The sequence below is a fragment of the Acidocella sp. KAb 2-4 genome (assembly GCF_020567705.1).
In the GTDB taxonomy this organism is placed as follows: domain Bacteria; phylum Pseudomonadota; class Alphaproteobacteria; order Acetobacterales; family Acetobacteraceae; genus Acidocella.
The window spans coordinates 1-21,107 of sequence record NZ_JAJDJU010000005.1 but is presented as its reverse complement, the minus strand read 5'-3'; the positions used below and the strand labels follow the sequence as shown (position 1 = coordinate 21,107).

26 protein-coding genes are annotated in these 21,107 nt (G+C 65.7%); all 26 read left to right on the top strand.

The genetic code is table 11. From position 1 onward, the window contains the following. Window positions 1-72 precede the first annotated feature (72 nt). On the top strand, window positions 73-1,395 hold the full coding sequence (locus LI953_RS05150; RefSeq protein ID WP_227074968.1) for a DUF4043 domain-containing protein: 1,323 nt from the start codon (window positions 73-75) through the stop codon (window positions 1,393-1,395). Window positions 1,396-1,405: 10 nt separating this feature from the next. Beyond that, window positions 1,406-1,714, top strand: a complete 309-nt coding sequence (locus tag LI953_RS05145; RefSeq protein WP_227074967.1) for a hypothetical protein — start codon at window positions 1,406-1,408, stop codon at window positions 1,712-1,714. 1 nt (window position 1,715) lies between these two features. Continuing rightward, window positions 1,716-2,111 carry a hypothetical protein gene (locus LI953_RS05140; protein WP_227074966.1) on the top strand — a complete coding sequence of 132 codons (396 nt, stop codon included), beginning with the start codon at window positions 1,716-1,718 and terminating at the stop codon, window positions 2,109-2,111. 2 nt (window positions 2,112-2,113) lie between these two features. Beyond that, window positions 2,114-2,758 (top strand): hypothetical protein, encoded by a 645-nt coding sequence (locus tag LI953_RS05135; protein ID WP_227074965.1) that lies wholly within the window; start codon window positions 2,114-2,116, stop codon window positions 2,756-2,758. Further along, the gene (locus tag LI953_RS05130; protein WP_227074964.1) at window positions 2,758-3,588 is read left to right on the top strand and encodes a hypothetical protein; all 831 of its coding nucleotides are present in this window, start codon (window positions 2,758-2,760) and stop codon (window positions 3,586-3,588) included. The genes LI953_RS05135 and LI953_RS05130 overlap by 1 nt, the downstream gene beginning before the upstream one ends. An 8-nt stretch (window positions 3,589-3,596) precedes the next feature. Then, complete coding sequence (locus tag LI953_RS05125; protein WP_227074963.1) at window positions 3,597-3,737, top strand: hypothetical protein; 141 nt, start codon at window positions 3,597-3,599, stop codon at window positions 3,735-3,737. 2 nt (window positions 3,738-3,739) lie between these two features. Then, window positions 3,740-5,293: a phage tail protein gene (locus LI953_RS05120; RefSeq protein ID WP_227074962.1), complete on the top strand. Its 1,554-nt coding sequence runs from the start codon at window positions 3,740-3,742 to the stop codon at window positions 5,291-5,293. A gap of 16 nt (window positions 5,294-5,309) precedes the next feature. Then, a complete protein-coding gene (locus LI953_RS05115; protein ID WP_227074961.1) occupies window positions 5,310-5,738 on the top strand; it encodes a hypothetical protein in 429 nt (142 codons plus the stop codon). Continuing rightward, window positions 5,738-6,040, top strand: coding sequence for a hypothetical protein (locus LI953_RS05110; protein ID WP_227074960.1), 303 nt, complete (start codon window positions 5,738-5,740; stop codon window positions 6,038-6,040). The genes LI953_RS05115 and LI953_RS05110 overlap by 1 nt, the downstream gene beginning before the upstream one ends. A 188-nt stretch (window positions 6,041-6,228) precedes the next feature. After that, entirely contained in the window at window positions 6,229-6,501 is a 273-nt protein-coding gene (locus LI953_RS05105) for a hypothetical protein (protein ID WP_227074959.1), read from the top strand. Next, window positions 6,435-6,917 carry a hypothetical protein gene (locus LI953_RS05100; RefSeq protein ID WP_227074958.1) on the top strand — a complete coding sequence of 161 codons (483 nt, stop codon included), beginning with the start codon at window positions 6,435-6,437 and terminating at the stop codon, window positions 6,915-6,917. The genes LI953_RS05105 and LI953_RS05100 overlap by 67 nt, the downstream gene beginning before the upstream one ends. Further along, window positions 6,914-7,102, top strand: a complete 189-nt coding sequence (locus tag LI953_RS05095; protein WP_227074957.1) for a LysM peptidoglycan-binding domain-containing protein — start codon at window positions 6,914-6,916, stop codon at window positions 7,100-7,102. The genes LI953_RS05100 and LI953_RS05095 overlap by 4 nt, the downstream gene beginning before the upstream one ends. Further along, window positions 7,092-8,057 carry a hypothetical protein gene (locus tag LI953_RS05090; RefSeq protein WP_227074956.1) on the top strand — a complete coding sequence of 322 codons (966 nt, stop codon included), beginning with the start codon at window positions 7,092-7,094 and terminating at the stop codon, window positions 8,055-8,057. Before LI953_RS05095 ends, LI953_RS05090 begins: the two co-directional genes overlap by 11 nt. Before the next feature lie 8 nt (window positions 8,058-8,065). After that, window positions 8,066-8,611: a phage baseplate assembly protein V gene (locus LI953_RS05085; protein ID WP_227074955.1), complete on the top strand. Its 546-nt coding sequence runs from the start codon at window positions 8,066-8,068 to the stop codon at window positions 8,609-8,611. Continuing rightward, a complete protein-coding gene (locus LI953_RS05080; RefSeq protein WP_227074954.1) occupies window positions 8,611-8,973 on the top strand; it encodes a hypothetical protein in 363 nt (120 codons plus the stop codon). The genes LI953_RS05085 and LI953_RS05080 overlap by 1 nt, the downstream gene beginning before the upstream one ends. 6 nt (window positions 8,974-8,979) lie before the next feature. After that, a complete protein-coding gene (locus tag LI953_RS05075) occupies window positions 8,980-10,104 on the top strand; it encodes a baseplate J/gp47 family protein (RefSeq protein ID WP_227074953.1) in 1,125 nt (374 codons plus the stop codon). A 1-nt stretch (window position 10,105) separates the two neighbouring features. Further along, window positions 10,106-10,765 (top strand): hypothetical protein, encoded by a 660-nt coding sequence (locus LI953_RS05070; protein ID WP_227074952.1) that lies wholly within the window; start codon window positions 10,106-10,108, stop codon window positions 10,763-10,765. A 9-nt stretch (window positions 10,766-10,774) separates the two neighbouring features. Next, window positions 10,775-12,028, top strand: coding sequence for a glycine-rich domain-containing protein (locus LI953_RS05065; RefSeq protein WP_227075097.1), 1,254 nt, complete (start codon window positions 10,775-10,777; stop codon window positions 12,026-12,028). Window positions 12,029-12,040: 12 nt separating this feature from the next. Then, complete coding sequence (locus LI953_RS05060) at window positions 12,041-12,523, top strand: hypothetical protein (protein ID WP_227074951.1); 483 nt, start codon at window positions 12,041-12,043, stop codon at window positions 12,521-12,523. Window positions 12,524-12,532: 9 nt separating this feature from the next. Beyond that, window positions 12,533-15,094: a right-handed parallel beta-helix repeat-containing protein gene (locus tag LI953_RS05055; RefSeq protein ID WP_227074950.1), complete on the top strand. Its 2,562-nt coding sequence runs from the start codon at window positions 12,533-12,535 to the stop codon at window positions 15,092-15,094. Window positions 15,095-15,134: 40 nt separating this feature from the next. Further along, window positions 15,135-17,285 carry a collagen-like protein gene (locus LI953_RS05050; RefSeq protein ID WP_227074949.1) on the top strand — a complete coding sequence of 717 codons (2,151 nt, stop codon included), beginning with the start codon at window positions 15,135-15,137 and terminating at the stop codon, window positions 17,283-17,285. A gap of 3 nt (window positions 17,286-17,288) precedes the next feature. Beyond that, the gene (locus LI953_RS05045; protein WP_227074948.1) at window positions 17,289-19,433 is read left to right on the top strand and encodes a hypothetical protein; all 2,145 of its coding nucleotides are present in this window, start codon (window positions 17,289-17,291) and stop codon (window positions 19,431-19,433) included. A gap of 9 nt (window positions 19,434-19,442) precedes the next feature. Continuing rightward, the gene (locus tag LI953_RS05040; RefSeq protein WP_227074947.1) at window positions 19,443-19,769 is read left to right on the top strand and encodes a hypothetical protein; all 327 of its coding nucleotides are present in this window, start codon (window positions 19,443-19,445) and stop codon (window positions 19,767-19,769) included. After that, the gene (locus tag LI953_RS05035) at window positions 19,762-20,274 is read left to right on the top strand and encodes a glycoside hydrolase family 108 protein (RefSeq protein WP_227074946.1); all 513 of its coding nucleotides are present in this window, start codon (window positions 19,762-19,764) and stop codon (window positions 20,272-20,274) included. The genes LI953_RS05040 and LI953_RS05035 overlap by 8 nt, the downstream gene beginning before the upstream one ends. A 226-nt stretch (window positions 20,275-20,500) precedes the next feature. Further along, window positions 20,501-20,812: a hypothetical protein gene (locus LI953_RS05030; RefSeq protein ID WP_227074945.1), complete on the top strand. Its 312-nt coding sequence runs from the start codon at window positions 20,501-20,503 to the stop codon at window positions 20,810-20,812. Window positions 20,813-20,823: 11 nt separating this feature from the next. Next, window positions 20,824-21,107: hypothetical protein (locus tag LI953_RS05025; RefSeq protein ID WP_227074944.1), on the top strand; the 284-nt coding region annotated here is incomplete at its 3' end.

The following is a 21,107-nucleotide window of genomic DNA, read 5'->3' as shown; positions in this document are numbered from 1 at the left end:
TGAAAGGCCGGTTGCGGAAGGACTTCCGCTGGCCGCGGGTGAGTCGTGTCTTAACAGAGGAATGGGTAAAAGATGGGGATTCAGAATTTCCCGGCTGTGCTGCAGCCGATCATTCAGCAGGGTTTTCTTGAGCGCGAGTTTGAGACGGCGCTGACATCGCGCCTTGGGTACCGGCTGGTTGCCGACCGCGAGGAATTTGCCGTGGGTATTGGTGAGACGCTGACCAAGACCCGCGCCGGGCTGAAGCCGAGCGTGACCACGCCGCTCGCCGCCGCGACCAACACCAATCTGGATAATGGTCTGACCGCCGCCAATTGGGGCGTGGAGCAGTATACGATCTCGCTGAATTTCTATGCGGCGACGCAGGATTTGAACATGGTGACCAGCCGTGTCGGCATCGCGTCGCAGTTTTTGCAGAACGCCGCGATCAATGGCGAGCAGGCCGCGCGCAGCCTGGATGAGCTGGCGCGAAATGCGCTGTTTGCGCCGTATTTCGGCGGTAATACGCGGGTGAACACGACGTTGAGCAGCGCCGGGGCGGCGGTGTCGGTGGATGATATCCGCGGCTTCCAGACCGTGTTTGTGAATGGCGTGCAGCAGGCGGTGTCGTCGACTTATCCGCTCACCGTGACGGTGGGGGCCAACCTTTACAACGTGGTGGGCGTGACCGTGGATGCGACCAATGTGTCCACCGCGCCGAATGGCATTTCGGGGCAGTTGCTGTTTTCGGGCAATGTGACGGTGGCCGATGGCACCGCGGGCAATGCCGTGCAGGCCGCCACCGCCAGCGCCATCGTGCGCCCGGCGCAACGCAAGACCACCGCCGCGCTGCAAGCCACCGACATGCTGACCATGGCGAACCTGCTCGACGCGGTGGCGCTGTTGCGGCGCAATGCGGTGCCGCTGGTGGATGGCCTGTATAATTGCTATCTCGATCCGGTTTCCGCCCGGCAGCTGTTTTCGGACCCTGATTTCAAGCAGCTCTTCCAGGGCAGCACCTCGGCCAACCCGGTGTTCCGCCAGGGCATGGTAAGCGACTTCCTGGGCCTGCGCTTCATTACCACCACCGAGGCGTATGTGCAGGGCCATCCCAGCATCACCGGGCTGTATGTGCGCCGCCCGATCGTGTGTGGGCAGGGCGCGCTGATCGAGGGCGATTTCGCCGGAATGGCCGATAGCGATGTGGCGCCGAAGGATAGCCTGGTGCAGGTGATTGACGGCGTGGCGATGGTGACGCGCGAGCCGATCGACCGGCTGCAGCAGATTATCGCGCAATCCTGGTATTGGATTGGCGGGTTCTGTGCGCCCTCGGACACCACCACGACCCCGAACACCGTGCCGACGGCGACCAACGCGAATTACAAGCGCGCCGTGATGATCGAGCATATCGGTTAAGGGGGCGGGGATGTCCACGGGTGCAAACCAGCCTTTCCGGCCCGCGGGGACGGTGGCGGCCGCGGCCTCCACCACCGCGGCCAATGTGGCGCTGGCCGGCGGCGGGGGCGCGCTGCTGGTGTATAACGCGTCGGGCGCGATCGCGTTTTTCCGCCTCGGCATGGCGGCGGGACTGACCGCCACCACATCTGACACCCCGGTGCCGCCGGGGAGCCGGATGCTGGTGGATGCGGGGCCGTTTGTGAACACGGCCTCGGTGGTGCTGAGCAGCGGCACCGGGAGCGTGTATTTCACGCTCGGCGACGGGGATACGTACTGAGATGTCCGGCACTGTGGCGGCCGGATTTACCGACGCCCAGAAGGCCGAGATCCGCCGCTATTGCGGGTATCCGGCTTATGGCGCGGGGGCGGCGGGGTTCAGCTCGTGGCGGTTCTTCCAGGCCTATGGGACGCTGGAATACCGGCTGAACAACCTCGCCCCGGCGGAGAGCGCCGTCGCGCTGCAATATGTGACGACGCTGGGGACGATCGAGGCGGCGATTCCGCGCATCTCGGACAACCTGGACACCGAGAGCGCGGCCGCGTGGACGCATAATGCCAACGAGCTGAAGGACCGCGAGGCGCTGTTCGATAGCTGGCGGCGGCGGTTGTGCGGATTTCTGGGGGTGCCGCCGGGCCCGGCGCTGGGCCAGGCCGGCGTGACGCTGGTGGTGTGAGCATGGATGGGGTGAAGCTGGCTGACCGCCTGGCCTATGGGGCGGGCTGCGCGGCGCGGCGCCTGGGCTTTGTGCATGACGCGTTCCGCCCGGACGGGCCGGAGGGGCCGCTTGACCCCGCCAGGCGGTTTCTGCGCTTGGCTGTGGCCTATGTGCTGCCCGGGGGCGGGGTGAGCGCGCCGGGCGGGTTTGGCGTGCCCTTCCGGCAGGCCTGGGCGGATTGGAGCTATCTCCGGCCCGGCGATTATCTGGCCGGGCCGGAGGGGGTGGCGTTTGTCGCGCAGATCGAGCCGCCGAAGCCGATGCTGGTGGTGATGACCAATGCGGTGGTGACGCTGGCGCGGCCCGCGGCGCCAGTGCTGGCGGGGCTGAACCCGTATGGCGCGGCGGTGCGGGCGACCGAGGCCGTGCTGGTGCGGGGGTTTCCGGCGAGCGTGCTGGCCGGGGGCGGCGCGGAGCGGGCCAAGGCAGGGCTGCCGGATGATGCGCGGCTGCCGGGCTTCACCGCCCTGCTGCCGGTTGCTGAAGGCGTGCAGCCGGGCGTTGACGATGTTCTGGTGGATGAGCAGGGCGGACGCTTTGTGCTGACGGCGGTGGAGCGTGTGGGCGCGGTGTGGCGGTTGTCCTTGGTGCAGGCGGTGAGCTGATGGCGGATCAGGCGGATGTGGAAAATGCGCTGGCGGCGCTGATCGCCAATGCGCTGTATCCGAATGGCACCGCCGCGCTGAGCGCGGTGGGGGCCGTGTGCAAGGTGTATCGGGGCTATCCGAACGCGCCGGCGCTAGATGAGGATCTTGCCCGCGGAATCGTGCATGTTTCGATTGCGCCGGCGGCGGCCGCGGTACGCAATGTGACGCGGTATCCGCGCCAATGGCGGGAGGTGAAGCCGGTGGCGCAGGTGCTGGACGTGATCGTGCAGGGCGTGAGCGCCAGCTTCGCGGGGGGGTGCGCGGTGGGGCAGCTCGCGGGGGTGCTCGTGAATGAGCAGAGCTTTGCCTACGCCGTGCAGGCCAGCGACAGCCCGGCAACGGTGGCGAGCAATCTGGCGGCGCTGATCCGAACGGCGGGGTGGATCGTGAATTATGCCGGGTCGGGATTGAGTGTGCCGGCGGCGCGGCGTTTTGACGCGCGTGTCGTGGCCGGGGCGGGGGCGTTGCAGGAGATCAGGCGGCAAGTGCAGGAGTTTGGCGTGACCATGTGGTGCGCTGATCCTGTGATGCGCGATGCCGTGGCGCCGGTGATCGATGAAGCGCTGGGCGCGCTGAAATTCATTCCGATGGCCGATGGCTCGTTTGGGCATATGAATTTCGCGGGGACGGCGACGCAGGATGGCGGGGCGGAGACCAGCCTGTTCCGGCGCGAGGTGATCTATGCGGTGGAGTATCCGACCACGCTGGCGCAGATGGCGCCGGCGATGCTGTTCGGCACGGTGACGGCGAGCGCGGATGCGGTTGTGCTCGGCAATTTTCAGAGTTGAGGGAAAACATGACATTTCATTTGGTGGTGCTGAAGCCCTTTGCCGGGTATCAGCGGGGTGAGCTGATTACCGATGCGGCGGCGGTGAAGACGATTCTGGCGGGGAATGAGGCCGGTTTTGTTGTGCGCGTGATGGCGAAGGGGGGCTGACCATGCCGATTGTGCAGCAGGGCGCGCTGAACACCACCGCGCTGATTGTTCCCGACCTTTATGTGCAGATCGTGCCGCCGCAGTCTTTGTTGATGAATGGCGTGCCGACGGATGTGATGGGCGTGGTCGGCACCGCGAGCTGGGGGCCGGTGGGTGAGCCGACGATTATTGGCAGCATGAGCGATTATGCCGCGAGCTTCGGCCCGGTGATGGCGCGCAAATATGACATGGGAACGCAGGTGGCGACCGCCGTGCAGCAGGGGGCGGCGAATTTCCGATGCGTGCGCGTGACCGATGGGACGGATACCGCGGCGTCGCTGGGCGTGCTGGGCGCGATCACGTTTACCGCCATGTATACGGGCAGCCTTGGCAACCGGTTGAGCCTGACCTTTTCGCCGGGATCGGCGGCGAATAGCTGGCGGCTGACCATCGCCATGCCTGGGCTGAGCCCCGAGATTTTTGACAATATCACCGGGACTGGTCTTGCGTTTTGGACCAATCTCGCCAACGCCGTGAACAATGGCAATGGCGCGCTGCGCGGGCCGTCGCAGCTGGTGGTGGCGGGCGGGTTGGGCGGCACTGCCACGCCGGTGGCCGGGGTGTTTCTGTTCGCTTCCGGGAATCCGGGCCTGGATGGCGCGACGGGGGTGAATGCCGCCATGCTGGTCGGCAGCGATGCGCTGCCGCGCGCGGGCATGTATGCGCTGCGTGGGCAGGGCTGTGCAATCGCGCTGCTGGCGGATGCGGATAACTCGACGCAGTGGAGTGTGCAGACGCAATTCGGCTTGTCGGAGAGCGTGTATATGATTCTGACCGGACCGGCGGGCGACACCATCGCCAACGCGGTGAAGGTGAAGGCGCAGGCGGGGATCGACAGCTATGCCGCGAAGCTGATGTTTGGCGACTGGGTATATTGGTTTGACCAGGCCAATGCGATGACGCGGCTGGTGTCGCCGCAAGGGTTTGTAGCGGGGCGGTTGGCGAATCTCTCACCGGAACAATCCTCGCTGAACAAACCGCTTTATGGCGTGATCGGGACGCAGAAATCGGGCCAGCCGGGCGGTGGTACGGTGACGACCTATGCGAGCGCGGATCTCGCCGTGCTGCTGGGGGCGGGGGTTGACGTGATCGCCAATCCGCAGCCGGGCGGCGCGTATTGGGGGGTGCGCGGCGGGCATAATTCGTCGTCGAACGCGGCGGTCAATGGCGATAATTATACGCGCCTGACCAATTACATCGCCGCGACGCTGTCGGCCGGTATGGGGCAGTATGTGGGGCGGGTGGTGAACGCCACGCTGTTCCAGAATATACGTGGTACGCTCTTGGCATTCTTGAATGGATTGCTCGCGCAGGGGCTGCTGGGCAGCGCCGATGGCAGCCTGCCTTTTGCCGTGGTGTGCGATGCCAGCAATAATCCGGCGAGCCGCACGGCGCTGGGCTATGTGCAGGCGGATGTGCAGGTGCGCTACCAGGCGATCAATGAGAAATTCATCGTGAATGTGCAGGGCGGGCAGACGGTGCAGGTGAGCGCACAGACCGTTTCCGTCACCAACTGAGTGAGGATGCAGAAAGATGCCGTATAATACATTCACGGTTGGCAGCGATTGCCAGCTCGTGGTGATGGGGCCGTTTGGGCGGGTGGATCTGGCGCATGTGACCGGATTTGAGGCGCAGCAGATGACTGCCACGGTGAGGGTGGACCGGCTGGATGGCGTGCAGCTCGGCGCGGAACTGCCAAAGGGCTGGAGCGGAAGTTTCAGTTTGGACCGCGGTTCATCGGCGGTGGATGACTTCATCGCGCAGATCGAGCAGGCTTATCTCGCCGGGCAGAGCATCCAGGGCGGCGCGCTGTATCAATATGTTAATGAAACCGACGGGTCGGTATCGACTTATCAGTTCAGCGGCGTTGTGTTCAAGCTGACCTCGGCGGGGGCATATCGCGGTGACGCGGCGGTGACGCAGAGGCTCGATTTTTTCGCCTCCAGCCGGAAGCGGGTGTGATGGACGGGGACGTCACGGATAAGGTGGGGCGGCGGATCGGGCTGCGGCGGGTCGGCATCGTGGACCAGCTGCGCTTGTTCAAGGCGCTGGGGCCGGAGCTTTCGGAGAACCGGGCCTATTATGGCTTGGCGAAACTCGCCGCCAGCGTCGCCATGATTGACGATGTTCCAGTGCCGTTTCCGGCCAATGAGGCGGGGATTGAGGCGGCGCTGGAACGGCTTGGCGAGGACGGTGTGGAGGCAGTGGGCGCGTATCTCACCGCCGAAGCCGGGCGCGACGTGGTGGCTGAAGCGGGAAACTGAGCCGGCACCCCGGGCTGGTGGATTGTTTGTATCTTGTCAGTTGCGGGGTGCCGTATGAGGTGGCGTTCGGCCTTGATGATGCCGAGCGCATCGCGCATGTGGTTGTGTTTGGCACCATGGCTGGTTTGAATTTCGACTGGCATAGCCTGCGCTGGACCGAAAGTTGAGGCGGTAGAGAAGGTAGCGCGATGAGCAAGGTGACTTTGACGCTGGGCGGTGTCGCCTTCCGCGACATGGAGGTGCCGGAGGCGATCGGTTTCGGCGGTCGGCAGAGGGTGGCGGTGCAGGAACTGCTTGGCGGCGGCCGGGCGGTGCAGGTGCTGGGTGTGGATGAGGGGGTGATCACCTTCTCGGGTATCTTCTCGGGGGGGATGCGGCGGCGCGGGCGCAGTTGTTGGACGCGGCGCGGGCGGCGGGGGCGACGCTGCCGCTGGTGTGGGACAGTTTTGCCTATCAAGTGATCGTGCAGCGTTTTGCCGCTGAATACCGCAAGGCGAATTTGATTCCGTTCGAAATTGTCTGCATTGTTGTTAACGACGAGATGAGTGCGGTGGTGGCGCCGGTGGCGTCGCTGGTGGCGGCGGATCTGGGGACGGCGGGTGGGTTTGCGGCGCAGGCTGGTGTGTCGCTGCTGGGGCTGGGAACGGGGAGTGTGACCGGATATGCGGCGGCGCAGGCGGCGGTGGAAAGCGTTATGAGCGATGCCGGCGCCGTGGTGATTGGCGGCGCCTGGGTGTTGGATCGGACGAGCGATGCGGGTGACGCTGTTAGCGTTATTAACGGGATGAATGCCGGTGCGGCGCAGCTCGCGGCAGCGGGGGCTCTGCGCGGCTATGTCAACCGGGCGGTGGTGAATCTGGGAATGGCAGCGGCATGACGAATAGGATCGTGGTGGTCGCCGGTGGCAATTTATTCGCGCTGGCGGCGAAATATCTGAATGACGCGACGCAGTGGATCAGGATCGCGCAGGCGAATCAATTGTCTGATCCGGTGTTAAGCGGGGTGATGACGCTGGTGATTCCGCCTGTCGATTCGGCGGCGGGAGGTGGCGTTGTCAGCTGAGACGCCGCTTGTGCGGCTTAGCATTGGCGGGATGCCAGTGGCGGGCGTGGTGGCGGTGGAAGTGGAGTCGGTGGGCTATTTCGCGGCGGATCGATTCAGCGTGATCTGCGCGCTGGCCGGGCAGATTGGCTATTTCGCCGCGCTGGGCAAGCAGGATGTAACGCTGGAGGTGGCGGCGGATGGCGTTGGTTTTGTACCGCTTCTGGTCGGGCAACTGGATCATGTGCGGCTTGATGTGGCGCGGAATGAGGTGGTGCTGGCGGGGCGGGATCTCGCGGCGCGACTGATTGATGCCGAAATAGCCGAGACCTTTGCCAATCAGACGGCGAGCGAGATTGCGGAAACGCTGGCGGGGCGGCACGGGTTGGCGGCGAATGTGACTGCCACCTCGACGCCGGTGGGCCAGTATTATGAGCTGGACCATGCGCGTAGCGCGCTCGCCCTGCATGCGCGCAGCACCACGGAATGGGGCCTGCTGGTGCAACTGGCGCAGACGGAGGGGTTTGCCGCCTGGGTGAGTGGCGAGGTGCTGAATTTCGGCCCCTGGCCGCAGGGCGTGCCGATGCTGGTGACGCCGGCGAATTTCTCGGCGCTCACGTTCGACGTGATCAATGTGTTGCCGGGGGCGGTGACGGTAAAATCGTGGAACAGCCGCAACAAGGCGGTGGTGTCGCAAAGCCAGGGTACGGGAGCGGGCACGACGCTGGTGCGGCCGAATCTGACCGCCGCGCAGGCGACGGCGGCGGCGGCGGCGCAATTGGCGGCGCTGGGGCAGCACCAAGTGGTGATGAGCGCCACCATGCCTGGCGACGTGACGTTGCGGCCGGGCATGACGCTGGCGCTCGCGGGGACCGGATCGGCACTCGACCAGAGCTATGCAGTGGCGGGGGTAACGCGGCGGCTGATTGAGGCGCGCGGATTTGAACAGCAGGTGACGGCCTATGCCGTGAATTAGGAAGGCGCATGGATCAGTTCTGGAACATGGTGAAGGCGAAGGCCGCCGGGCTGGATGGCCAGGGCGGTGTGGCGCGGTTCGGGCTGGTGTCGAGCTTTGATCCGAATGCCTATGCGGCGCGGGTGCTGATCCAGCCGGAGAACGTGCTGACCGGATGGTTGCCGGTGATCTCGCCCTGGGTGGGGGCGGGATGGGGGTTTGCGGCGCCGTTGACGCCCGGCGCGCAAGTGCTGGTGGTGGCGCAGGAAGGCGACGCGGAGCATGGCGTGGTGCTGGGGGCGGTGTGGTCGGCGGTGGATGCGCCGATGCCGGCCCCGGCTGGAGAGCTGTGGCTGCGTCACCAGAGCGGCAGTTTCGTGAAGCTGCTGAATGACGGCACGATCGCGTTGCAGGCGAGCACGGTGAGGATTGCAGGCGATTTGGTGGTGAGCGGGAATATCTCGGACCAGAACGGCGCCCATGGCACGCTGGCGGCGCTGCGCACGGCCTATGACCAGCACCAGCACGCGGATGCGACGGGCGGAATGACGGGTGGACCGTCGGAGATTGTATAATGGCAGATCTAGCCTTGCAGTTTGGCGGTGACTTGGCGGTGGGGCCCACCGGGGATTTGTTGCTGAGTGACGGCGCGGCGCTGACGCAGCAGCGTGTGCTGCGGCGGTTATTGACCAACCCTGGAGATTACATCTGGCAGCTCAGTTATGGCGCCGGACTTGGGCAGTATGTCGGGCAGCCTGGCGCGCCGGCGGCGATCGCAGGGGTGGCGCGCACACAGGTCTTGCGCGAAGCCGCGGTGGCGGCCAGCCCGGCGCCGCGCGTGACCGTGGCGGCGCAGGCGGATGGAACGGTGAATCTGTCGCTGAACTATACGGATGCGGCGGCGGGCGAAACCTCGGCACTTACGTTTTCGCTGTAGGATCAAATGAAATTAACGCTTCAGAATTTCTCCACGCTGGTGGAGGGGATGGCGGCTGCCGTGCAGGGCGCGGCGGCAAGCCTGCTGGATTTGACCGTGGGCTCGGTGCTGCGCGCGATTTTGGAGGCCAACGCGTCGGTAGCGCTGTGGCTTCAATGGCTGATCGTGCAGGTGTTGGCGACCACCAGGCTGGCGACCAGCACGGGCGCTGATTGTGACAGTTTTGGCGCGGATTTTGGCTTCACGCGGCTGCCTGCGGTGGCGGCGAGCGGGCAGGTGACGTTTTCGCGCTTCACACCCAGCGTGGCGGCGCTGGTGCCGGTGGGCACGCAGGTTTCTGCTGTTGGCAATGGGCAGGGTTTCGTTGTGGTGGCGGATGCGGGCAATGCCGCGTATAGCGCCGCGAACAATGGTTATCAGTTGGCGGCGGGGATCGCCAGCGTGACCGCGACCGTGGCGGCGCTGGTGCCGGGTAGCGCGGGGAATGTGCAGCCGGACGCGATTTCTGTGGTGAACAGCGCGATTGCCGGGGTGGACGTTGTGAGCAATGCGCTGGCCTTGACCGGCGGCATGGATGCGGAGAGCGACGCCGCGTTCCGTGCCAGGTTTGGCAATTATCTGGCGAGTTTGAGTCGGGCGACGGCGCAGGCGATCGGCAGCGCGATTGCGGCCATTCAGCAGGGGTTGAGCTTCGTCATCACCGAAAACATCAATCAGGCCGGGGCCACGCAGATGGGGCATTTTGTGGTGACGGTGGATGACGGCACTGGTAATCCGCCGGCCAGCCTGCTGGCTACGGTGCAGCAGGCGGTGAACGCGGTGCGCCCGGTGGGCAGCAGTTTTGCGGTGCAAGGGCCGGTGGTGGTGCCGGCGAATGTGGCGCTGACGCTGGTGACGGCCAATTCCGCAGTGCATGCGGCAGCGATCGCGCGCGTGGCGGCGGCGCTTGAAAACTATATTGCCGCGCTGCCGGTGGGGGCAACGTTGAGCTACACGCGGCTGGCGCAGCTGGCTTATGACGCCTCGGGTGCTGTGACGAACATCTCCACCTTGTTGCTGAACGGCGGCGCGGTGGATTTGGTGCCGCCGCTATTCGGCGCGGTGCGCGCTGGCACGGTGACGGTGGCCTGAGATGATTGGCGATACGAGCGATATGCTGGCCCGGCTGAAGCAGGTGCTGCCGGGGCGGTGGTTTTCGGACAGCGCCTCGCCGGTGCTGGATGCGCTGCTGGGCGGGTTGGCCTCGTCCTGGAGCGGGCTGTATGGGCTGCTCGGGCAAGTGAAGGGGCTGGCCCGGCTGGCCACGGCGAGCGGGGTGTTTCTCGACATCGCGGCGCAGGATTTTTTTGGCGGCAATCTGCCACGGCGCGTGGGGGAGGCGGACGCAGCGTATAGCGCCCGGCTGCGCGCCAACTTGGTGGCGCCGAGGGCGACGCGCGCCGGGCTGGCGCAGGCGTTGCAGACATTGACTGGGCGGATTCCGAAAATTTTTGAGCCGCTGAATGCCGGGGATACGGGCGGCTATAATGTGAATCTCGGTTATAACGCGATGGGTGGATATGGCAGCATGAATCTGCCGTATCAGTTTTTCGTCACCGCATATCGGCCGAATGACCTGCCGATCAGCAATGCGGGCGGCTACAATGAGGGGCCCGGCGGGTATGGCGCCGGGCTGCTTGCCTATGCCACTACCGAGGAGTTCGCCGGGAATATCGGCGACGATGAGATTTACGCCAGCATCGCGGCGGTGATTCCCGTCGCCTGCATCGCCTGGACGCATATTTCCAACTGAGGACCGTTTATGGATCGTAATATTGTCTATCCCGGGAGCATCCCGCTGGATACGGATATACTTTACCCGAACCGCAACGCGATGATCGGCCTCGCGGCGCTGACTGCGGCGACGCTGGGCAGCAACACGGTGGTGGATGGGCTGGCTTGTACGCCGACATCGCCCGCCTCGATGACCGTGGTGGTGGGGCCGGGCAGTATCACGCAGCTCTCGCCGCTGGACGCCACGGCCTATGGCTCGCTGGCGGCCGACGTGACCGACCAGATTGTGAAGACCGGCATCAACTTGCAGGCAACGAATTTCATGCTGGCGGTGCCGGCGAACTCGGGGCAGGCCATCAATTACCTGATCGAGGCGGCGTTTGCGGAGACCGATACGGCGGCGGTGGTGCTGCCTTATGTGAACGCGGCGAATCCGGGCCAGCCTTATTCGGGGCCGAATAATGCGGGCACCGCGCAGAACACCCAGCGCGTGCAGCGCGTGCAGTTGCAGGTGAAGCCAGGCGCCGCGGCCTCGGCCGGAACGCAGACCACGCCCGCTGTGGATAGCGGTTGGGTGGGGCTGTATGTGGTGACGGTGAATTATGGACAGACGGCGATTGCCGCCGCCAATATCGCCACGCTGCCGGGTGCGCCATTTCTGGCTTATAAGCTGCCCGCGCTGCGGCCTGGGTTTGCGAACATGCAGGTGTTCACGCAGTCAGGCAATTTCGTGGTGCCGAATGGCGTGAGCACGGTGAAAGTGACCGTGATCGGCGGTGGTGGCTCGGGCGGGTATCACAGCACCATGCCGAGCGGCGGCGGCGGCGCGGGCGGGCGGGCCAAGGGCATCGTGACCGGGCTCACGCCGGGGCAGGTGATTGCGGTGACCGTGGGCGCGGGTGGCGCCGCGCCGACCGGCCCGCAGAATGGCAACACGGGCGGGACGTCGAGCTTTGGCGGCTATATGTCGGCCAGTGGCGGCGTGGGCGGCAATGGCGGCACGGCGGCGAACTTCTCCAATGCCGGTGGCGCTGGCGGCACAGCGTCGGGCGGGCAGCTGAACATGACCGGCTCCGACGGCTCGGATGCGATCGTGGCGGGTTCGCATGGTGGCGATGGAGGCGGGCCAGGCAATGGGCGTGGGGCGAGCGGGCCGCTGTCGGGCTTCAGCGGCCACAGCTATGGCGGCGGCGGTGGTGGTGGCGGGATGACCACCAGCGGCACCCCCGTGGGCTCGCCGGGCGGGGCGGGCGCCGCCGGCGTCGTGATTGTGGAATATTAACGGGAGAGCGGAATGCCCACGGTTGCAAACCATTTATGGCGCCCCTCCAACGCGCGCTATGTGCAGATTGATGGGTTCGTGCCGACGCCGCGCGGGGCGGTGGTGGCGCCGCCCCTGGCGCTGGCTTGGCCGGTGAAGGACCCCGGCGACACGCTGGATTATGTTTTTGATATCGCGCCGGCGCTGGCGGCGAATCCCGGTGATACGATCGCGACGCTGGATGTCGGCATCAGCCCCGGTAACCCAGGCGATCTGACATTGGCCTCGGCGGCGGCGGATGGCGCGCGGGCGGTGATGTGGCTGACCGGCGGGCAGGCCGGGACGCTCTATACGGTGACGGTGAGCGTAACCACCGCGGGCGGGCGGGCGCTGGTCCGCAGCATCGCTCTGCCGGTGCAGGCGCTCTCGACCGCGCCGGTGGCGGTGGACGCGTTGCAGATACCAAGTGGCCAGGCTCTTACGGGGCCCGCGGGTCTGCCGATCACCACGAACTGAGGATATTGCATGACCACGATTGCACAATTACCGCCCGCGGCGTCGGTGTCGGACAGCGACGAGATCGCGATTTATCAGAACGGGCAGACGCTCTCGGCCACGCGTGGGCAGATGATCGCCGGGACGCAGCCGGCATTGTCACTGCCGGCCAACACGCTGTTGGGCAATGTGACGACGGGCACGGCGGCTCCATCGGCGATCACGATCGGGGCGAATCTTGCTGTCTCGGGCACGACATTATCGGCCACGGCGCCGCCGTTCGTGATTCCGCAGCTCGCGGCGGGGGCGACGCCGGGGGCCGCCGATATCGTGCCGCTTGGCCAGGGCGGGGCGAATGTCGGCGTCTCCTATGCTAATTTCATGGCGGGTTTGGGTGGGCTGCCGGGTATCCCGGGCGGGGCGCTGACGGCCACGGCCAGCGGCGCGAACACGGCGCGGACGATTGCGGCGCTGGCGGCCAATGCGGTGTCGATCGAGGATTTCGGCGCCAAGGGCGACGGGGTGACCGATGATAGCGCGGCGCTGCTGGCCGCGATTGCCAGCGGCGCGCCGGTGCGCTTCGGCCCGAAGACCTATGCCATTGCCGGGGAGTGCGACATGGCCGGCACGAGTTGCACGCTGCTCGGCGTGCCGGGGATGACGGTGCTCACCCGTCCGGGGCAGAGCAAGGCGGGCACGGCCACGACGGCGGCGTGGATAAGCGTTTCGGCGGCGAATTTTTTCGCTGACGGTATCATCTTTGATGGCAATGCGGCAGTGACGAATGACACCATGGGCGTTGCGGTGCAGGCCGGGTGCACGAAATCGCTGATGACGCGCTGTGTGTTCCGCAACATGAAGGGCGCCAGCAATGGCAGCGGCCTGACCTATCTGGCAAATGATCCGGCGGTGACGCAGCACCATGTGGATAATTGCGAGTTTACTGGCAATGCGGTGCATGGTTTCTACGCCTATGCGCTGGACGCGTTGAGTGTGACGAATTGCCGTGCGCATGACAATGGCGTGAATGGCATCCATGTGGATAGCGAGGATCCGAATTTCGTTCTCAAGATCCGCGAGCTACAGATCGTCAGCAACACATGCTGGAATAATAATGTCGGCATTCTGGTGGGCAATTTTATCGCCAACAACATCAGGGTGCAGCCATTTGTTTATGGCAACGCCAACCCCGATGTGCTGGATGCTGTGGTCGCCAGCAATAATTGCTATTCGAATGTGCGGTACGGGATTTTTATCTCGGGCCGGAATATTCTGGTCTCTGGCAATCTGTGCACCAATAACAGCTCGATCGCGATGAGCGGCGCGGGGATTTTGTGCGATACCGGATATTGCAAGATCACCGGCAACATGATCAGCGGCGCTTCGGCTTTTGGCATTGATTGCGGCGGCTCGATTTATACCGAGGTGGATAACAACTATATCAACGGCGCGCTGATCGGGCTGAATATCGGCGGCGGGCAGTATTGCACCGCGCGGGCGAATTTTATCCAGGATTGCACGGGATCTTCGATCGCGGTGCAGAATGTGGAGTCTAACGGCGCTGGGGATAATTTTGGTTTGGCCTGCACGGGGCTGTCGATTGTCGGCAACTGGATTAATTACAGCGGCAATGTGTCGGGCATTGTGATCCGTGACGGCGCGCAGAACGTGGTGGTGGAGGATAATATCATCGTCGGCCAGCCGGGGGCGAACCTGGCTAATGCGATCTCGGCTTACACGGATTCGATCACGATCAGGCGCAACCTGTTGAACTATACCAAGCGCTGGGCGGTGAATCCGGCGACGGTGAACGGGGTGTATACGCTGAAGATCCCGGATATCGCGGATGTGGTGACGATTGCGCAGGCCAGCGCGCCAATCGCCAGTATCGTGACGACCCAGGCGGCGGCGGCGGCTGGGCAGATCACTTTTGCGAAAGTGGCCAATGGCGGCTCGGGGTATACGACCGCGACGGTGGCGTTCTCGGGCACGGGCACCGGGGCGGCTGGCACGGTGTGGGTGTCGGGCGGGGCGGTGATCGGCATTCAGATGACCAGTTTCGGCACGGGCTACGGTGCGGGCACGACCGCGACCATCACGGGCGATGGCACGGGCGCCACGGCGAACGTGCAGGTGGGGCTGCCAGCCTGGAACAATAAGGAGTTGGCGATTGATTGCCTGGCGGCGGCGACGTTTGCCACAACCGGATCTTCGCCGACGCAGAGCAATTGGACGGGGGCGCCGATCACCGTGCCCGCGGGGGCAACGATCGATTGGCTGGGCACGGGGGACGGCTGGCGCGCCGCGCGGTTTTCGCAGAGTGATTATGTTTCGCCCAATGGCGATGGCAGCGTGACGCTGAAGACACGCGCGGGTGATATTTCGCTGCATCCGGCGGGGGGCGGCATGGTCCGGATCATCTCTGATACGGAACCGACCGGTGCGGTGGAGCTGATTGGCCGGGGCTCGCCGCTGAACGCGGTGGCGGCGCCGCCTGGCTCGACCTTCAGGAACCTGAATGGCGGCGCGGGCGGCACGTTTTGGGTGAAGCAGGCGGGCACCGATGCTTCCAACTGGGTGGCCGTGGCCTGAGGCATCGGGCGCAATATTTAATAACGTAAGGTTGTTTTGAATGACAACGATTGCACAATTGCCGTCCGCGCCGTCGGTCGGCAGCGGCGACCTACTGCCAATTTCGCAGGCCGGGACGGTTTATGCCGCGACCGTGTCGCAGGTGGTTGCGGGGCTGCAGACGCAGATCAGCGTGCCGACCGGCGAATTGCTCGGGCGGGTGAGCACCGGCGCGGGCGGGCCGGAGAGCGTGACGCTTGGCACCGGCCTGGCCATGAGCAATGGCGCGTTGTTCGCCAATGGTGGTGATCATGCGGGGTTTCCCGTGCAGGCGGCGATGACGCTTGCGGACGAGCTCGTGGTGAATGCCAATGGCGAGCCTAGCCTGCTGCCGGTGACGGCGTTGCGCGGGCTGTTTTCGGCGGGCAATGGCGTGTCGATCAGTGGCGATGGCGTGATCGGGGTGACGGTGTCGTCCGTCGCCGGGCCAGCGGGGCCGCAAGGGGCGGCGGGGCCAGTTGGCCCGGCTGGTCCGGCCGGACCAGCCGGGGTGGGGCTGTCCGGGCCGACCGCAGGGTCGTCGGCCAGCTCGGTCGGGGCGGCGGATTATGTGGCGCTGTGGCAGAACGGGGCTTTGGCCTGGATGCCGTATGGGCAGTTCCTGGGCGGCCAGACCATTGATCAGCTGCCTGCGGCGGGGCCGGTCGCCGATGGCGACCAGCTATTGGTGGCGCAGGGTGGCAACACCATGAGTGTGCAGAATTTCGGCGCACTGTGGAGCTATGTGCAGAGCAAGCTGCCGGGCGTGATGCCGCAGGTGGTGGAGCTGACCGCGAACACCGTGCTGGACGCGACCGACCATAATAACCGTGTGCTGGTGGCTAGCGCGCCGATTACGCTGACCGCGAATTTCGCCAATATCGGGGCGGGATTTTCCTGCACGCTGATCAATCTGGCTCCCGGCGTGGTGACGATGGGCACGGGGATCGCCTCGGGTTCGGGGACCGCCGTGCTGCCGCCCGGCGCCGCCACTGAGCTGCTGGGGCTGACGTATTCGGGTGGCTCGATGGTGTGGTGGAGCGGCGTGGTGCCAAACGCGCCGACGATTACGGTGGGCTCGATTAGCCCGCCGATGATGAATACCGCGTTCACCGTGAATGGCGGCATCTTCAACGATGCGCCGACGGCGCTTGATTATTCGACCGATGGCGGCAACACCTGGACCGCCGCGCCCAGCCCGGTGATCACGCTGAACGCTTACAGCTTGGTTATTCCGGGCTTGGCCGCGGGCACGTATACGGTGCGCGTGCGCGACCACAACAATGCGGCTGTGGTGGGCGTGTCGAACAGCTTTACCGTGGCGGCGCCGACGATCACGCTTGGCAACGTGCCATCGAGCGTGGCGGTAAATGCCGCGTTGGCGCTGACGGGCACGGTGTCTCCGGCCAGCAGCGCGGTGCAGGTGGGGCTCTCGGCCATTGCGACCACGGCGCCCGCTGCTTGGGTGAACACCGTGACGAATAATGGCATTTGGACCGCCAGCCTGACGCCGACGGCGGCGGGAACCGTGTATGTGTGGGCGCGGCAGGATGTGAATACGTCGGTGCAGGCGGTCTCGGGCGCGGTGAGTGTGGTGGTGCCGGCGCTGAGCGTGACCGCGCCCAGCACCGGTACGGCGGGCACCGCGCTGGCCGTGACTGGCAGCGTGGCGCCGGTAGCGGATGCGGTGAATGTGCAGCTGGCGACGCAAAACAGCGCGGCGCCGAGCACGGGCTGGACGGCGGCTACGAATGCCAACGGCACCTTCTCGGCGGCGCTGACCTCGGCGGCGGCGGGCACATATTATGTGTGGGCGCAGGATCCGGCGAGCGGGCTAACGGCGGTGTCCGGCGCGATCAGCGTGGCGGCGGCGAGCAACGGGCTGACCTATGGCATTAACGCGCCGACCGGCAGCTTTACGCATGGTAGCGGCACGATTCCGCTGAATGGCGCGATTACGCCAGCGCAGAACGTGGCGACGCAGGTGGCGCTCTCGACCTCGAACACCGTGGCGCCGGGCACGGGTTGGCAGGCGGCTTCGGTCATCAATTCGAACTCGCTATGGGCGATCTATTATACAACGCCAGCCACGGCGGGCAGCTACTACGTGTGGGTGCAGACCACGGCGGGCGCGAACACGACGGTGAGCAGCTTCACCATTGCGGTGAGCTGAACCATGAGCATGCTGTTCAACATACCCGGCGCGCCACTGGCTGCCGGGCTGGGCCGGCGCGTGCTGACGGGGCCGATGCCGGCGGGGACGCCGCCGCCCGTGGGCTTGTTTGCCGGGCCTTATCCCTCCGCCATCAGCGGGCTTTCCGGCTGGTGGGATGCGGGGCTGCCGGGCGGGTTGCTGGATGCGAATGGGGCGACGCTGCTGGCCAGCAACAGCGTGGTGGGCGCGGTGCAGGACAAATCAGGCAATGGCGTTCGGTTGTTGCCCTACCACATCGCCGCGGACACAAGCCCGGCGGCGACGATGGCGGTGCCGCGCGTGAATGGGTATCTGGGCGCCGTGGGCGCGCCGGATGCGGCCCTCGTGAATTATGGGCCGACGCTGGATGCGGATTGGGGGCTGTCTCACCCCGCGCTGGAGCTGGGCTCGGGGGTGGCGTGGACGCGCTATCTGGTGTGGACGCGGCCGAATTGGCGGCAGGGGACGTATTACGTCAACAACCAGCCGGTTCCGCTGCTCCATACCATGGCGGGCGCGGGGGCTACGATTTTGCAGGCCGACAGCGCCGAGGGGAGCAACTTGACGCTGTTCCCCGGCACGGCGAGCCAGACGGTGCTCTCCGGCAGCCTGGCGCGGCGGCATAGCCATGCGGTGATCCTGCGCAATACGCCGGGCAGCGGTGTGGATGTGTGGCTGGATGGCGTGCAGGTGGCGGCGGGGGTGGCAAACCCGCTGGCGGCGAGCGCCAAGGCGCAAGCGCTGCTGCTGCATGACGGCACGGTGCAAGGTTCGGCGCAATGCTGGTTCCATGAGGCGGCGGCGTGGGAGCGGGTGCTGAGCGCGGGCGAGATCGGCACGCTGATCGCGGCGCAGGGGCGTTGGGCGCTGGGCACGCGCCGCGGCGTGAATCTACTGGTGATGGGGCAATCCAACGCCGCCTGGTTCATCAATGCGGGCGGGCCGCAGGCGTTGGCGCAGGGCGTGGCCTGGTATCTGGGCGCGGTGGCGTATAGCCATGTCTCGGCGTTGGCGGGGACGTATCTCTCACCCAGCCGGTATTCGGTGATACCGGGGCATCCAATCTCCAACTCCTCGCCGCCGTTGTTTGCGCCCGGCGGCACGGGCGGCACGTTCCTGACCAATCCGGGCGATGGGTCTGACCCCTTGACCTGGGCGGCGGGGCCGGATTTCGCGGCGCTGAGCGCGTATCTGACCGGCAGCAGCGCGGTGGTGAGTGCTGCGGATGAGGGCGACATCGCGTTTCTGGTCTGGCCGTGGTCGGAGCAGGACAGCACCATGCCTTATGCCAGCAAGGCGCTTTATAAGAGCAGCGTGCTGCGCCTTTTGGGGCTAACGCGAAGCTTGTTGGGGCGCAGCGCGGCGAATTTGCCGCTGCTGGCGTGGAACGCGATTCCGTATGAAACCAGCGCTGGTGTGCAGATGGTGCGGGAGTCGGTCGCGGATTTGGCGGCGAACCCGGCGAACAACATCGTGGTGTTTGCCGCGCAGACGGCGGATTCCAACCCGCTGAACGCGACCTACAACGCGGCGACGGGGGTGTTTTCGGGCGGCGATCCGGAGCATCGCGACGAGCCGGATCTGCTGCGCTATGGACGGATCGGCGCGCATGCGGCGGCGCGGGCGGCGCTGGCGATGGGGTTGAGCGACACCATACCCGCCGCGCAGGTGCCGGCGAGCGGGCTGCCGCTCGCGGGCGGGCCGCGGATCACGCATGTGTACCGGGCGTCGAACACCAGCCTGATCCTGACCATCGCGCATGATGCGGGCAATGATCTGCTGGTGCCGCTGCAGGCGGCGAATGGCGCGGGGTTCGCGGTGATGGATGGCGGCTCGGTGGCGGTGCCGGGTACGGTTATCAGCGCCATTGCGGCGGCGCGCGTGGATGCCACGCATGTCGTGGTGACGCTGGCGGCGCCGATTACCAATCCGTCCGCCGCGGTGTCGTTTTTCTATCCGTATGGCAGCACGCAGATCGGCCGCGGCAACGCTGTGACCGACAATGCTGCCAGCCTGGCGCCGCCGGTGAACTGGAACATCGGCAATGATCTCGGCTCTGCCTGGAACATCAACTTTCCGCTCCAGGCGACGACCTATCCCATTACCTTGTCTGACACCCCGGGCTGAGGAGCCGCCATGGACACTGACAATATCGCGCTGCTGCGAACCGATATCGCGGGGCTGCGCAATGACATCAACGGCATCAGGCAGGATATCGGACTGCTGGAAGCAAAGGCGGATGCTTTGGAAACCTGGCGGGTGAGGTATCTCGCGCAAGAGGATCAGCTGATCGCCAAGATGTTTTCGAAAATCGATGAACTGGTCGCGAGCCTGAGCAAGATGCGGAGCGATCTGGCGCGGATGCGCGGCGAGCGCGATGCGGAGCGGCGGATCAGCATGATGGTGATCAGCGTGCTGTCGGCCGCCTGTGGCGGATTATGCGCGAGTTTGCTGCATGGATAATTTCTCTCGTTGTTTCACCTTCACTCTGGGGGTGGAGGGTGGGTACACCGATAATCCTGCCGATCCGGGAAATTGGACTGGTGGCGCGATGGGCCGCGGCCAGTTGCGCGGGACCAAATATGGGATCAGCGCCGCGACGTATCCGGCGTTGGATATTGCCGCGCTGACCGAAGCGGACGCGCAGGCGATTTATCGGCGCGACTACTACACGCCGCTGCGCGGTGACGAGTTGCCGCTACCGGTGGCGATGGTGGCGTTTGATGGCGCAGTGAATGCCGGGGTGCGGCGCTCGATCTGCTGGCTGCAGCAGGCGGCGGGGCTGCCGGCTGACGGGGTGCTGGGGGCGCGGACACTGGCGGCGATCAACGCTGCGGATGCGCTGGGGCTGGCGCGCGAGGCGCTGGCGCGGCGGCTCAGTTTCTACAGCACGTCACCGGGGTGGGGGAATTTTGGCCTTGGCTGGACCCGGAGGGTGATCGCCCTGGCGGGTGAAATTTTGCGATGAGGTGATGTGGCCTGAGTGCCACCATGAATTTCCTGCAATCGCCGACAAACCGCGCCGCTACTGCCGGCGGCGGTGGATTTCATAACGACAATCAAAACAAAAAAATTCAGCCGTAATCGGAACGGTTGCGGCGGATAGGGGCGCAATCATGACCGGGGTGAGGGCCGGGCGCGGTTGAGCAGATGCCGTGCGGCGCGGATCGCCGTGTTGAAGGAAGGAGTTCGCGATGAGTGAAGTATCGAAGATTGAGACCGGGCTGAACGCCGCTGCCGCCATTGGCGCTGCCGCGGGCGGCCCCATTGGGGCGGAGGTGGCTACCGGTCTGCAGGTGGGCGAGGCGGTGCTGAATTCGGTGCTGGCCAGCCAGTCGGATCATGCCACCGCGCTGGCCACGGCCACCGCTGCCGCCAGCACCTTGGCCACTGCGGCTCAGCCGGTGCTGGCCACGCTGCCCACCGCTACGGCGACCAAGGCGAAGGCGGGGCTGGACCTGCTGCAGATGATCCTGGCTGATCTGAAGTCGGTCTTCGGCCTGTAACGGAGCGGCAGATGGCGGTGTTGACAGGGGAAGACCTTGCCAGCCTGCCGGTGCTCCGTGCCCAGCTGCGGGCGGCGGGGGCCGCGCGCAGCCTGAGGCGGGCCGGGGTGCAGGAGCTTGCCCTGCGCCTTGGCGCGCTGCGGACGGCGGGGGTGGCGCCAATGCTGGCGCGTCGCCTGCCCAAGCCAGGGGGGCGCGCGGGCGAGGCGTCTGGCGGGATCGCGCCGCTGGCGCCGATGAGGCGGGCGGCGACGCGGGGGGCGGCCTTGGCGGCTGTCTCTTATACACATCTCCG